Origin of the sequence: Desulfobaculum xiamenense (assembly GCF_011927665.1) — a bacterium.
Lineage (GTDB): Bacteria > Desulfobacterota > Desulfovibrionia > Desulfovibrionales > Desulfovibrionaceae > Desulfobaculum > Desulfobaculum xiamenense.
In genome coordinates this window covers 80,284-93,025 of sequence record NZ_JAATJA010000004.1, presented here as the reverse complement: position 1 = coordinate 93,025, position 12,742 = coordinate 80,284, and the positions used below count along the sequence as shown (strand labels likewise).

Sequence of the window (12,742 nt, the reverse complement as noted above, 5' to 3'; positions counted from 1 at the left end):
ATTCGTTGTCCCTCACCTCGCGGCGGCGGCCACGGCCCGCGACAGGGCCTCCACCACGATCGCCACCTGCGCCTCGTTCATTTCCGGATACAGCGGAAGGGTCAGCACCCGCCGGGCGCAGTCCTCGGCCACGGGGAAATCGCCCTCCCGATGCCCAAGGTGCGCGTACGGCGGCATGAGGTGCAGCGGCACGGGATAGTGCACCCCGGTGCCCACGCCCATGCGCGTCATGAATTCCCGCACGCGGTCGCGGTGCTCCACGAAGACCGGATACAGATGCCAGCTCGACGAACGCCCCTCGGCCTCGGTGGAAACGTCCACCCCCGGCACTGCGGCCAGAAGCTCGCCATAACGCACGGCAAGCTCGGCACGTTTCGCGTTCCAGGCCGCCAGCCGGGGCAGCTTCACCCGAAGGGCCGCGGCCTGAAGCGCGTCGCAACGGCCGTTATAGCCCTCGCGCTCGTGCACGTTCTTGGTCGCCTGTCCGTGGTCGCGCAGCACGCGCACGGCGGCGGCCACACGGGCATCGTCCGTGGTCACGGCCCCGGCCTCGCCGCAGGCCCCGAGATTCTTGCCGGGATAGAAGGAGAACGCCGCCGCATGGCCCATGCTCCCGGCCATGCGTCCGCGATAGGTGGCCAGGTGCGCCTGCGCCGCGTCCTCCACCACCCACAGCCCGCGCCGCCCTGCCACGTCGAGGATCGGCTCCATATCCGCAGGCTGACCGTAGAGATGCACGGGCACCACGCCGCGCGTTTTCGGGGTGATGGCCGCCTCGAAGCGCGCGGGGTCGAGGGTATGCGTCGCGGGGTCGAGGTCCGCGAACACGGGCCGTCCTCCGGCCTGCGTCACGGCCTCCGCCGTGGCGATGAACGTCATGGGCGGAACGATGACCTCGTCCCCCGGCGCAAGGCCAAGAGCCATGAACGCGAAGCGCAGCGCGTCCGTGCCGCTGCCCACGGCCACGCAGTGCCGCGTACCGCAAGCCATGGCGAACTCGCGCTCAAAGGCCTCCACGTGCTCCCCGCCCACGAAGGCCCCGGCCTCCAGCACGCCGCGCCACGCCGCGAGGATGTCCCCGGCCAGCGGGGCATGCTGCGCCGCGAGGTCCAAAAACGGCACGCGCATCACATGTCCTCCACACGCTTGAGGAACCGGGCGGGATTGCCCACCCACACCTCGCCGGGCGGCACATCGCGCGTGACCACGGCCCCGGCACCGACCAGCGCGCCCCGGCCGATGGTCACCCCGCACAGGATCACCGCGCCGGAGCCGATGGCCGCGCGGTCCTCCACCACGGTGGGCACCACGGTCCACTCGCCGTCGCCGAGGGGTTCGCCGTCGTCCCCCACGGCGCGCGGGCGCGGATCGTTGACGAAGCTCACGTTGTGCCCAACGAAGACGCCGTCGCCGATACGCACGCCCTCGCAGACGAAGGTATGGCTCGAAATCTTGCAGTTGCGGCCCACGCTGGCGTTCTTCTGTATCTCCACGAAGGTTCCGATGCGCGTGCCGTCGCCCACCTCGCAGCCGTAGAGGTTCACGAAGTCGCGCAGCACCACCCCGGCCCCAAGGCGCACGTCCGCCGCGATGCACGAAAAGCGCGTCATGGCCTCTCCTCCGCGTCATCCACCCGCACCCGTTCCCCGCCGCGTTCCACGGAGCGTTGCGCCGCCTCCAGAACGCGCAGCACGTCCAGCCCCTCGCGCCCGCCGGTCAGGGCCTCGCGCCCCTCGGCAATGGCCGCCGCGAACTCCGCCACCACGGCAGCCAGCGCCTCGCCCTGCGGCACATGCGGCGAGGCCACCCCGCCCGTGCGGTAGGACACGAGCATCCTGTCGCGCTCCTCGCGGCCCGGTCCGGCGTCCACCACCACGCCCTTGTCGTAGACCTTGAGCGTCTCCACAGGGTCAAGGTCGTTCCAGACGATCATCCGCTCGCTGCCGCCGATGATGGTCTTGCGTATCTTCACAGGCGAAAGCCAATTGAGATGCAGATGCGCGATGAAGCCATCGGCGAAGTCCAGCGCCACGTAGGCGATGTTCTCCTGCGGCCAGCCCGCCAGCCGCGCCGCGTGCACGGTCACGGCCACGGGCCGCCGCCCCGTGACGAGGGCCAGCACGGAAAGGTCATGCGGGGCCAAGTCCCAGATGACGTTCACGTCGCGCTGGAAGAGGCCCAAATTCACGCGCACGGAGTCGAAATACAGCAACTCCCCGAGATGCCCGGCGTCCACCAGCCCCTTCATGGCCCGCACCGCGCCCGCGTAGCAGAAGATGTGGTCACACATGAGGACCAGCCGCTTGCGCATGGCCAGTTCGACAAGCTCGCGCCCCTCGGCCACGGAGGCGGCCATGGGCTTCTCCACCAGCACGTGCCGCCCGGCCTCCAGACAGGCCCGCGCCACAGCGTGGTGGGTATGCACGGGCGTGGCCACGGCCACGGCCTCAACACGCGGATCGGCCAATACCTCGGCAAGGTCCGTACAGGCGTCCACGCCGGGATACGGGGCCAGCACCCGCGCCAGACGCCCGGCGTCCAAATCGCATGCCCGCACCAGCCGCGTGTGCGGACAGGCCACCACATTGCGCACGAGGTTCGGTCCCCAGTAGCCGCAGCCCACCACCGCCACGCCGAGCATCAGCCCACCCCCTCGGGCCGGACGCGCCCCTCTGCGGTGTCCTCGCCGCAGGTCTCGGCCACCACGTACAGCGGCCGCCGCTTCACCTCGTCGAAGGTCTTGCCGAGGTAAAGGCCAAGAAGGCCGAGGTTGATGAACACCAGCCCGCCGATGAGGTACAGGGAGACCATGACGCTGGTCCATCCGGGCACCGGATAGGCCCACAGCACCTTGCGCGCCATGAGGAACAGCCCGTAGCCGAAGGCGAACAGCGCCAGCGCCACGCCCACCGCGAAGGACAGCGTGGCCAGCCTGCCGGACTGGGAAACGATGATGTCCACAGCCAGCGCGAACATCCGTGCGAAGTCGTAGGCAGAGCGCCCGGCGAAGCGCGCCTCGTGGCGCACGTCCACAGTCCCGGCCGGGAAGCCCAGCGTACGCACCAGCACGTGAAAGGCCCGGCTGCGCTCGCGAAGCTGGCGGAAATTCTCCACCACCGTACGGTGGAAGATGCCGAAATTCGCCGTGCGCGGGTCGATGTCCACCCCGGCCAGATGGCGCAGCGCCACGTAGAACAGCCGCGATCCGGTGCGCTTCAGCAGGCCGTCGCGCCTATCCGTGCGCCGCGCGAACACGATGCGAAGGCCCTCCAGCGCCCGTGCGTACAGGGCGGGAATTTCCTCTGGCCTGTCCTGCAGGTCGCAGTCCATGACCACCACCCACTCGCCGCGCGCTCTGTCCAGCCCGGCGGTGATGGCGTAGTGCTGGCCAAAATTGCGCGACAGGCGCACCCCGCGCACGCGCGGGTCACGCGCGTTCAGGGCGCGGATGGCCTCCCACGAGCCGTCGGCGCTCCCGTCGTCCACCATCACCAGCTCGAAGTCCGCGTCGAGAGGCTCCACGGCCTGCGCTACGCGGCGGTGGAGTTCGTCGAGGCAGCCCGCCGACTCGTAGACCGGCGTGACCACCGAGATCAGCGGGCATTTGCCGCTCATGCCAGAAGCCTCCCGTCGAGCTTGACCTCGGAGAGCACGCGGTCCGCGTCGAGCAGGTAGCGGTACCACTTCACGGTGACGGTACGCGGTCCCGTGTCCACGCGCCCGAGCTTGATGGCCTCGTAGATGTCGTCCACGGCCTCGTGCGGCGTATGGCGGGGCGTGAAGCCCAGCACGTCGCGGATGCGGACGAAGGAGACGTTGTAGTCGCGGTGGTCGGGGTCCGAGGGCGTGAGGTCCACGCGCACGGGAAAGGGCAGGCGCTCGCGCACCATGTAGGCCACGGTGAGGATGCGGTAATTCTGGGCGTCGCTGCCCACGTTGAACACGCGCCCGCCAACGAGGGCCGGGTCCGCCCCGAGGACCAGCGCAAAGGCCTCCACAGCGTCGAGCACGTGCACCAGCGGCCGCCACTGCGTGCCGCCGCCCAGCACGTTGAGCACCCCGCGCTCCACGGCGTTGAGGGTCATGAGGTTGATGACGAGGTCGAAGCGCATGCGCTTGGACAGGCCGTAGACCGTGGACTGCCGAAGCGCCGTCACCGCGAAGTCCGGCGAGGACAGTTCCAGCACGGCCTTTTCGGCGGCGAGATTGGCCCGCGCGTATTCGGACACGGGACGCGGCGGCGAGTCCTCGTCGAGCACGCCCTCGCCCCGGCCATACACGCTGCACGAGCTGGCCAACACGTAGCGCCGCACCCCGGCGCGGCGGGCCGTGGCCGCCACATGGGCGCGGCCGTGGAAATTGATGTCCTGCGTGAGGGTGGGGTCCAAATCCCCGGCGGGGTCGTTGGACAGGGCGGCGAGGTCGCACACCGCGTCCACGCCCGCGAAATGCTCCACGCGGCAGGAGCGCACGTCCTCGCGCACAAGCGTGAAACCCGGATGATCGACGGTGTCGCCCAGAAGCCCGGTGCCGAAGAAATAGCGGTCCATGCCGATGACGCGATGCCCGTCCGCGAGCAGACGGTCCACCAGCGCGGTGCCGATGTAGCCTCCCGAACCCGTGACCAGAACGGTTGCCATGTCTTTCCCCCTGCCGGGGCACGCGCCCCGGATGCACGGACCATGCGGCCGCTAGCCAAGCCCCCGGCTGGACACCACGATTCCCGCCACGATGAGCGCCACTCCGGCGATCTTGTGGATATTCAGCGGTTCGTGGAGCACGAGGGCCGACAGGACGAGGACGAGGACGAAGCTGAGGCTCATGAAGGGGTAGGCGAAGCTGAGTTGGAAACGCGTGAGTGCGGCAAGCCAGAACAGGGCTCCCACGAACGCCGCGAGAAGCCCCGAGAATATCCACGGATCGAAAACGAGACCGAAGAGGAACATGGCGTTGTCCCACGCGCCGCCCGGAAGGCCACCACGCTGCGACACGCCCCACTTGATGGCGATCTGGCCGTACACGGTGGTCAGCACCGTGCCGAGGATGAACAGGTAGCCCATGCGCCTCCCTCCTCGCGCCTTCGCGCGCTCACGCCGTGCGGTGTCCATTCCCCGGCGCGGCGTGAGCATCGTTCTCCAGCCAGTTCGTCCGGTTGACGAGGTTTCGGAATTCGTCGCTCCCCGCCAGCCGCAGCAGATAGGCGCAGCGCGCGCGGCTGTGTGCGGCCCGAAGCGCCAGTTCGAGGCTTTCGCGGTCCGTCCCCCGCCGCACAAGTGCCCCCAGCCAGTCGCCGAGGCTGCGCAGGGCGATGCCCGCCGCACTGCGAAGAAGCCGTAGCCGCCCCGGAACGCGCCCCCGGTGGCGGGCGTAGGCATCCATGGCTCCGCCGTTGGCCATACGCCGCTCGAAATAGGCCCGCGTCATCCGTGCGGGCGGAATGTGGTGAAAGACCTCGGCCTCGGGCACATAGCCCACGGGCCGCTCGGCCGCCCACAGGGCGCGCATGAGTCCGGTCTCGCCGTCGCCCAGCCACACCTCGCCGAAGGCCTCGGGGTTGAAGCCGCCAGCCGCCACGAGGGCCTCGCGCCGCACGGCCATGTTCACCCCGTAGAAGACTTCCCGGCCCTTGCGGAAGGCGTCTGCGCCATCAAGCAGACTCAGGATGGGGAAGGTGCCCTCCCCGCCCATGAAGGCCACAAGCCAGTCCGGCGGCGGAACCTCCCACGCCGCGCGCACCGGCCCCCCGGCGGCGGCCATGTCCGGGTGGGCGGCAAAGGCCTCGGCATAGGCCGCGCACCAGCCGGATGCAAACGTCGCGTCGTCGTCGGTGAAGAGCAGAAGGTCCCCGTGCGCGGCGCGGATGCCCGCATTGCGGGCGAAATGCAACCCGAGACGCGGCTCGGGAACGTAATCCAGCCGGACGGGAAAGCCTGCGGCCATGCCCTCCACCAGCGCGCGCACCCCGGCATCGGCGGCGTTGTCCACCACCAGCGCCTCGAAACCATGCGTCGTCTGCCCGGCGAGGCTGCGCAGACAGCGCCCCAGTTCGCCGGGACGACGATAGGTGGGCACGATGACCGAAATCCGCATGCCGCTCCTCCCGCGAAATGCCCTACCACCGCCACGGCTGACGCCACGGATAGCCCGCACGCTCCATGGCCCTCCGGGCCGCAACCCACGCCGAAATCCGCCCGACGAATCCGGGCCGCCACCCGCCGCCTCCGGCAAAGCCCTCCGGCTCCGGCGCGGCGTCGGTCCCCAGTCGTCTGGACCACTCACCGCCAAGGGGAAGCGGCACGCCGGGGCGGACCATGCCGTCGAGCCCCCTGCGGCGCAGATTGCGCTCCACGGCCTCGGCCACGGCGGCGTCCTCCCAGTCGAGGCGCAAAAACCCGCGCACCAGTCGCGCCAACACGGCCGCAGTGTCGGCCCGCAGGTCCTCGTGACGCACCAGCGTCACCCGTTCGGGACCAAGCTCGCGTCCTGCGGCCAGCGCGGCGTTGACGTGCCGCGCCCACAACAGTGCCGCGTCCCGCGCGCAGCGCGGTGCCCAGTCCTCCCCCCACGTGCGCGAGGCGACCACCATGGATGTGATGACCTCGCGTGCGTCGCGCAGCATATGCACGAAGCGCGCGCCGGGCATCAGCTCCGCGATCTCGCGCATGTAGAGCGCATGGGACGGGGTCTTCTCCACGAACAGCCCGCCCTCGGGAATCCTCACCCGCATGGACGCCAGAAGCGCGTCCATGTGCGCCGTGAGCGCCGCCATGAACTCCGCCTCGGTCATGTGACAGCCAAGGCCTACCGGGCGCGTGGAGTCCGGGGCCATGTCCCGCCGCCACGCGCGAAGTTGCGGGCCGATGTAGGAATCGAACACCCCGCTCTCCTGCCCGGTGGCCACGAGTGGATGACACGACAGCAGACGCTGCAGCCATGTCGTGCCGCTTCGCGGGCTGCCGACGACGAAGACGAAGTCCTCGCCGCGCAGGGGGGCCAAGGCCCCATTTCGTGAAGGCAGAGTGTCCACCATACCGTCATATCAGGTCTTCGCGTCCGTTCCAAACGTCTTCTGCCACGAGGCGGATGAAAACGCCGCGCTGGCGCGCTGCCTATCGAGCCAATCCTCGAAACCCGGCTCGTCCCCGCGCGCGGCGAGCGCAAGCACAAGGTCCGCCATGCGCCGCGCCGCGCCGCCGTCCGCTCCGCACAGCACGCGCTCCAGCCACGGCTGCGCGCGTTCGCGGACCTCGCGCCGGGACATGGGCGTGGCCAGCATCCCACGCACCGCACCGGGCAGATCCTCCAGCCGCCGCACCGGAACGATGACCGGACAGTCGAGGCTCGACGGCTCCTCCGGGGCCAACGCGCACAGGTAAATAACACGCACCCCGCACAGCACGGCCTCGGCGATGGCGCTGCCCTGATGCGCGATGACCACGTCCGCCGCACGCAGCACCTCGGGCAGCGGCGGATTCGGCGCACTCTGGAAGATCACGCCCGCGTCGCCAAGGGATTCGACGGCGCCCCGGAAGGGTGCGGCGTCCGCCCCGTGATGCATGCGGTAGACAAGCTGCACGCCCGGAACCTCGCGGCGTAGCGCCAGCACCCCGCGCAGAGTCCGGGCATCGGCATGGCGCGCCTCGCGGGCCTGCGTCCACGGCCCGGTCACGCAGGCCACGCACACCGGGTGCGCGGGCGACAGGCCAAGCCGCCGCACCGCACGCGCTCGTCCATCCGATGGAGCCAGCATATCGAGCCGACAGTCCCCCACCGTGGGCAGCAGTTCCGCCGCGCAGCCCAGCGCATGCATGGCGGCCTCGCGATGCACGGTCCCGGCCGTGGCGCACACCCGCGTGGCGAACACGTCCCGCTCCGCCTCCGTGTACACATGCAGACCATGCCCGATGGTCAGCGTGGGCACGCCAGCGACCCGCGCGGGCAGCACGCCGCCCACGCCGGACGCCGCCACCGCGAAATGCGAAAGTTCCACGTCCGGGCGCACGCGGTCCAGAAGCTCCCGCCCGCATTCGATGTCCGCGGCCGCGTCGGGCAGTCCCCGCACGAGCGCGTGACGCATCACGGCCATGGCGGGCCCGGCGAAGCTCTCCCCGTTGCCGTCGGCAAACAGTTCGGCGCTGGCCTCCTCCACGGCCCGCAGCGCGGCGCGTCCCAACCGCTCCCAATGCAGGCGCAACGCGGCGCGAACCTGCAATCCGGACGCGCACCGCACAAGCCGCGCACCGACTCTGTGCAGCCGCCGCACCTGCCAGCGCGAAGGAATACCGCCCTCCACGGCCACGGTCACCGCCGCGCCGCGTCCGGCCAGAAGCGTCACCACCGGCAGGACCTGATCGAGATAATGCCCCGCCCACGTCCGCACGAGGACGGACGGACTGCCTGCGGGCGGACCGTCGGATTCCCACGTCATGCGCCCCCTGTCCGCGCCGGCGAAGGCCCGCTTGAACCGCCGCCACACGCTGGCCGGGTCCGCGCGCACGGTGGCGACCTTACGCGCCAGCACCGGAAGCACTCCGCGCACCGGGCACACTCCGTCCTCTTCGATCGCGGCGTCCTCGGGCACAAACGGTACGCGCTCCACGGCGATGCCTCTACTCGCGCACAACCCGGCCAAGGCTTCGCGCTCCAGCCCCTCCTCCGAGGCCAGCACGCCGTAAAGTCCCGATGCGAAGGGATCTCCCCACTCGGCCATGACCACCCGGCGAGGGCGCACGGTGTCGAGCACCCGTCGCATGAAGACATGCGCCTGCATGGCCTCGAACATGCCAAGGAACACGGTGTGGAACAGCACGGGATACAGGGGGATGTCACGATGGGTGGCCGCGGTGAGCATGTCCGGATGCCCACGCAGCGCGTCCGCCAGGTGCCATGTGGCGGCCATGCGGCGTGCGGCGTCGGACAAGGCCTGCTTGTCCACATCCCATGCCTCGGCCTCGAAGATCCGGAAAGGAATGCCCGCCCCGGCAAGGGCGTCCTGCGCCGCCAGCGTCGTCGCGGCGACCACGGCGTCCCCACCGAAGGCCCGGAACCTCGAACGCAGCCAGCACGCGTCGTTGCGGTCCACTGCCAGCGCGAGAACGGTCATGACGCCTCCGGTCTACGGGCGGCCATCCACATGTGCGAAGACATGCCATTGTCGGCCAGAAAACGCTGAAACGCCCCGCCGATGCGCCCCCACTCGTCCATCAGCACCCAGCGCAAAAAGGGCCTATCATCCAGATCGAAGCGCCCAGCCAGCACCTCGCGTCGCACGAGTTCGACGTCCAGCTCGCCGGGGGTCGTCACGTCCAGCACCTCGAACCCGCACCTGCGGGCCAGATAGGGCAGGGAGCGCGTGTTGAAAAGGTTCAGATGCTGATGATTCACGGTGCCCGACCGGCTCCCGAGGATGGAAATGTCGAAGCCCTCGCCGTTGGGGCAGGTGACAACGAACAGCCCGCCGGGACGCAGGACGCGCAGGCAGGCCTCGAAGAATCCGGCCACGGAGAACATGTGTTCGATGCACTCGAAGCTGACCACCACATCGGCCATTCCATCGGGCAATCCCGCGCGCTCCACCGTGGACTCCACCACCTCCACGCCAAGCGCCCGACAGGTGGCCGCAAGCTCCGGCACCGGCTCCACCACCACAATGCGCGAGAAGCGCCCGAGCTTTCGGACCTCCTGCGCGAAGAGTCCGAAGCCCGGCCCCACTTCCACCAGCGTCAGCCCCCGTCCAAGGCCCATGCGCTCGCACAGTTCCTCGCAGCGTCTGGCGCGGGGCGCGAAAATGCGCTCCGCGCGCGCGGCGGCGGACGCCGGAAACAGCACCGCATTCTGGAAGCGGTATGACTCGGAGCGCGCATAATAGCGGGCCAGCAGATCCTCGTCCGGCCGAGGACTGACGTAGAGCGTGCCACACGCGAGGCAGCGCCGCCATGTCATTCCCTCCTTCTGCATGGCCGTCTCCTGCTCGACGCATTGGCAGGCCGGACACGGCACCAGCACAAAGCTCCCCACGCGCCGCGCCAGCCAGCGGGCATCCGCCGAAGCGGCCTCGGCGAGGCGGGATCGCAGTTCGTCGGGCCGGATGTCGCTTTCGCGCAGGGTCATGGAATTCCTCCGTCGGCGTAGCTCCACACGCCCTTGACCAGTTGGAAGCCCTCGGCGAAGGCCACGCCGCAGCGCGCACCGGTGCGGGCGTTCTCCCCACGGAAAAAGGCTATCCACTCCTCGCCGCGCCGCTCCACCTCCGAGGCGTGGGCGCGGATGGCCTCGATCTTGCGCTCCATATGGCGCGAAATGTCCACGCAGTAGTTCTCGCGGAAGACCTCAGTGCTCTGGTACCAGTTGCTGCGGTACATGAACACGTTGTCCACCCTGCGCCCGGCCGTGAGCGACGCCGCACCGGCGGCGGCGTGGTCCTGATGCACGTCGCGGTCCCAGTGGGTATAGATGGTGTCCGCCCCCACGCGGACCACTTCCTCGTCGATCAGCGAGATGAGGTCCGGCTGGAAGGCCAGCCTACGATTCTCCAGCCCGAGGCAGGCGAGATCGGCACCAATGATGGCCGCCCCGGAGCGCCCCTCGGCAAAGGCCAACTTCGCCGGGCGCTCCCAGTCGTTATTGGAAAGCGTGTAGCCGGAATGCGTGAGCACGAGCATGGTCACGCGGTGTCCCGCCTGAACGTGCCGGATGAGGGTTCCCGCGCAGCCGAGTTCGATGTCGTCGAAATGCGCGCCAATGGCGAGAACACTTCGGGTCATGCCCCTCCCCCCTTGCGGCCGAACCAGCGAAAGCCCACGGCGGGCAGCGCCCCAAGCTCCACGAGGCAGGCGTCCACAAGGGCCATATGCCGCGCGAGCGCGGCCTCGCGCCGCCTGTCGCCAAGGCGCATTCCGCCGATGACGTTGCCGAAGAAGGCGTATTCCCACTCGAATGCCTCCTGCGCGAAGCGCGCGCCCAAGGCGGAGAGCATATCCTCCATTCCGGCCTCCATGTCGTGGGGGGACTGCACGCGCTCGCCCCGCTCGCCAAGCCAGCGCCCGCGCCGCAGATAGGCATCGAGCGCCGCGTCCAACTCCTCGCGCTCCCGGCACGGCGGCACATCCCGCCAAAACGCCCCGGCAGCGGACAACAGCGACTCCGCCAGAAGCCACACCGCCGCGCCCGCGCGGTCCAGCCGCTCCCGGCATGGCTCCATGACACACACCGCGCCATTGGTAGCCAGAAGCCGCTCCACATGGGCCGCCACCCGGTCCTGATTGGCAAAATGATGCAGCGACGAGGAGAAGACCACGGCGTCATAGCCCCCATCCGCGAGGTCGAGAAAATCCGCCACCTCGTAGCGCAGCGCCCCCGCTCCCGGCACGGGCGGCGAGGACGCCGCCGTTTCCCGCGCGGCGTCGATGGCCACCGGCGAGACGTCCACCCCGGTCACATCGTGCCCGGCCCGCGACAGTTCGAGGGACAGAAATCCCGGCCCGCAGCCCGCCTCCAGCACCCGCGAGGCCGGAGCGAGGCGCGCGGCGACGAAGCGGAAGCGCTCGCCATAGGTCAGGTCCACAAAGGCCTCATCGCGCCACGGGTTGTTGTCGAACCACTCGCAGCGTCCGCAACGGCGCAGGTCCGGCACATGCCCGGCGGCCAGCCGCTCGCGCATCTGCACATCGAAGGCCCGCGCCTCCTCGGCAAGGGACGCTGCCGTATGCCGACGCCCGCTCATGCGCCCTCCCCCGGCGCGCCGAAGGTGCCGGTCAGGCAGCGGCGGCAGACGTCGAAGCCGTCCCACGTGCGTTCGCGCATCATCGTGCGCAGCCGCCGAGACATGGCCCCCCGCCATATCTCGGCCAGTGGCGTCTCACGCACGTTGCCAAGGTGGATTTCGGTACCCACGGGAGAACAGCAGGGATAGACGTCGCCATCCACGCCCACCACCAGCCGCTCGAAAGGCTGGGAGCAGGTGATGTCCGCCATGTGCGAGCGTACGTCCGGGTGCAGGGCCATGGCCCGTTCGCCGGGAATGTGCGGCACGTAGCTCTGGATGGACACGTAGTCCGCCACGCCCTTCCAGCGCCGCACGAAGTCGTCGACCTCGTGGGCGTTCTCGCGGATGCGCACAAAGGTCACACGCAAAAGGGGCAGACGCGCGCCGAGTTCCTTCCGGATTCGCAGAAATTGTTCGATGTTGCCCATCACGCGGTCCCAGTTACCGCCCACGCGCACAGCCTCGTAGGTCTCACGCGTGGCGGCGTCGAGGCTCACCGAAAGCCGCGTCAGCCCCGCCCGCACCAGCCCGCGCGAGCGTTCCCCGTCGAGAAGGCTCGCGTTGGTGTTGAGGCGCACGTCCACAAATCCGCTCTCTCGGGCGCGGGCCACGCGGCGCACAAGGTTCGGGTCCATGAGCGGCTCGTTGTTCCAGTTCACGGACAGGGATGGGCAGCCGTGGGCCGCGGCCTCGGCCATGACGGACTCGAAGAGGTCGTCCGGCATGACGCGGGGTTTCGGCGCGGGCATGGAGTGCCGAAAGCACATGATGCAGCGGTAGTTGCAGGTGTTCACCGTTTCCATGACCAGAAACAGCGGGAACGGGAACTCCACGAGTTCGCGCTCCGCCATGCGCCAGCGGCGGCGATACTCGACGAAACGCTCCCCGAGAATCTCGCCGAGGGTGGCGTCCACGTCGTCGAGGGCGCTGTGGTCGCGGATGCGGTCCACGTTGCTGCGTCCGGATTCCTCGGCCATG

General features: G+C 69.6%; 13 protein-coding genes. All 13 read right to left on the bottom strand.

Annotated features, from left to right (window positions below):
- Positions 1–12: 12 nt before the first annotated feature.
- From GGQ74_RS14450 to GGQ74_RS14390, 13 genes are read right to left on the bottom strand one after another with little or no spacing between them, the layout of a single operon-like run.
- A complete protein-coding gene (locus tag GGQ74_RS14450) occupies positions 13–1,128 on the bottom strand; it encodes a DegT/DnrJ/EryC1/StrS family aminotransferase (RefSeq protein ID WP_167942305.1) in 1,116 nt (371 codons plus the stop codon).
- Positions 1,128–1,610 (bottom strand): acyltransferase, encoded by a 483-nt coding sequence (locus GGQ74_RS16440; RefSeq protein WP_167942304.1) that lies wholly within the window; start codon positions 1,608–1,610, stop codon positions 1,128–1,130. Before GGQ74_RS16440 ends, GGQ74_RS14450 begins: the two co-directional genes overlap by 1 nt.
- The gene (locus GGQ74_RS14440; RefSeq protein WP_167942303.1) at positions 1,607–2,641 is read right to left on the bottom strand and encodes a Gfo/Idh/MocA family protein; all 1,035 of its coding nucleotides are present in this window, start codon (positions 2,639–2,641) and stop codon (positions 1,607–1,609) included. The genes GGQ74_RS16440 and GGQ74_RS14440 overlap by 4 nt, the downstream gene beginning before the upstream one ends.
- Complete coding sequence (locus GGQ74_RS14435; protein ID WP_167942302.1) at positions 2,641–3,615, bottom strand: glycosyltransferase family 2 protein; 975 nt, start codon at positions 3,613–3,615, stop codon at positions 2,641–2,643. The genes GGQ74_RS14440 and GGQ74_RS14435 overlap by 1 nt, the downstream gene beginning before the upstream one ends.
- The gene (locus tag GGQ74_RS14430) at positions 3,612–4,640 is read right to left on the bottom strand and encodes an NAD-dependent epimerase/dehydratase family protein (RefSeq protein WP_167942301.1); all 1,029 of its coding nucleotides are present in this window, start codon (positions 4,638–4,640) and stop codon (positions 3,612–3,614) included. The genes GGQ74_RS14435 and GGQ74_RS14430 overlap by 4 nt, the downstream gene beginning before the upstream one ends.
- Before the next feature lie 51 nt (positions 4,641–4,691).
- Positions 4,692–5,060, bottom strand: coding sequence for an EamA family transporter (locus tag GGQ74_RS14425; RefSeq protein WP_167942300.1), 369 nt, complete (start codon positions 5,058–5,060; stop codon positions 4,692–4,694).
- Positions 5,061–5,088: 28 nt separating this feature from the next.
- Entirely contained in the window at positions 5,089–6,090 is a 1,002-nt protein-coding gene (locus tag GGQ74_RS14420; protein ID WP_167942299.1) for a glycosyltransferase family 2 protein, read from the bottom strand.
- A gap of 22 nt (positions 6,091–6,112) precedes the next feature.
- Positions 6,113–6,997, bottom strand: coding sequence for a sulfotransferase family protein (locus GGQ74_RS14415; RefSeq protein WP_167942298.1), 885 nt, complete (start codon positions 6,995–6,997; stop codon positions 6,113–6,115).
- 42 nt (positions 6,998–7,039) lie between these two features.
- On the bottom strand, positions 7,040–9,103 hold the full coding sequence (locus GGQ74_RS14410) for a glycosyltransferase family 4 protein (RefSeq protein WP_167942297.1): 2,064 nt from the start codon (positions 9,101–9,103) through the stop codon (positions 7,040–7,042).
- Positions 9,100–10,110, bottom strand: a complete 1,011-nt coding sequence (locus GGQ74_RS14405; RefSeq protein ID WP_167942296.1) for a class I SAM-dependent methyltransferase — start codon at positions 10,108–10,110, stop codon at positions 9,100–9,102. The genes GGQ74_RS14410 and GGQ74_RS14405 overlap by 4 nt, the downstream gene beginning before the upstream one ends.
- A complete protein-coding gene (locus GGQ74_RS14400) occupies positions 10,107–10,763 on the bottom strand; it encodes a PIG-L deacetylase family protein (RefSeq protein WP_167942295.1) in 657 nt (218 codons plus the stop codon). Before GGQ74_RS14400 ends, GGQ74_RS14405 begins: the two co-directional genes overlap by 4 nt.
- Complete coding sequence (locus GGQ74_RS14395; RefSeq protein ID WP_167942294.1) at positions 10,760–11,722, bottom strand: class I SAM-dependent methyltransferase; 963 nt, start codon at positions 11,720–11,722, stop codon at positions 10,760–10,762. The genes GGQ74_RS14400 and GGQ74_RS14395 overlap by 4 nt, the downstream gene beginning before the upstream one ends.
- Positions 11,719–12,741, bottom strand: coding sequence for a radical SAM/SPASM domain-containing protein (locus GGQ74_RS14390; protein ID WP_167942293.1), 1,023 nt, complete (start codon positions 12,739–12,741; stop codon positions 11,719–11,721). The genes GGQ74_RS14395 and GGQ74_RS14390 overlap by 4 nt, the downstream gene beginning before the upstream one ends.
- Between the last annotated feature and the right edge of the window lies 1 nt (position 12,742).

Excerpts from the sequence above, each read along its gene's own strand:
- GGQ74_RS14450 (WP_167942305.1), bottom strand. The coding sequence starts at position 1,128 with ATGCGCGTGCCGTTTTTGGACCTCGCGGCGCAGCATGCCCCGCTGGCC.
- GGQ74_RS16440 (WP_167942304.1), bottom strand. The coding sequence starts at position 1,610 with ATGACGCGCTTTTCGTGCATCGCGGCGGACGTGCGCCTTGGGGCCGGG.
- GGQ74_RS14440 (WP_167942303.1), bottom strand. The coding sequence starts at position 2,641 with ATGCTCGGCGTGGCGGTGGTGGGCTGCGGCTACTGGGGACCGAACCTC.
- GGQ74_RS14435 (WP_167942302.1), bottom strand. The coding sequence starts at position 3,615 with ATGAGCGGCAAATGCCCGCTGATCTCGGTGGTCACGCCGGTCTACGAG.
- GGQ74_RS14430 (WP_167942301.1), bottom strand. The coding sequence starts at position 4,640 with ATGGCAACCGTTCTGGTCACGGGTTCGGGAGGCTACATCGGCACCGCG.
- GGQ74_RS14425 (WP_167942300.1), bottom strand. The coding sequence starts at position 5,060 with ATGGGCTACCTGTTCATCCTCGGCACGGTGCTGACCACCGTGTACGGC.
- GGQ74_RS14420 (WP_167942299.1), bottom strand. The coding sequence starts at position 6,090 with ATGCGGATTTCGGTCATCGTGCCCACCTATCGTCGTCCCGGCGAACTG.
- GGQ74_RS14410 (WP_167942297.1), bottom strand. The coding sequence starts at position 9,103 with ATGACCGTTCTCGCGCTGGCAGTGGACCGCAACGACGCGTGCTGGCTG.
- GGQ74_RS14405 (WP_167942296.1), bottom strand. The coding sequence starts at position 10,110 with ATGACCCTGCGCGAAAGCGACATCCGGCCCGACGAACTGCGATCCCGC.
- GGQ74_RS14400 (WP_167942295.1), bottom strand. The coding sequence starts at position 10,763 with ATGACCCGAAGTGTTCTCGCCATTGGCGCGCATTTCGACGACATCGAA.
- GGQ74_RS14395 (WP_167942294.1), bottom strand. The coding sequence starts at position 11,722 with ATGAGCGGGCGTCGGCATACGGCAGCGTCCCTTGCCGAGGAGGCGCGG.
- GGQ74_RS14390 (WP_167942293.1), bottom strand. The coding sequence starts at position 12,741 with ATGGCCGAGGAATCCGGACGCAGCAACGTGGACCGCATCCGCGACCAC.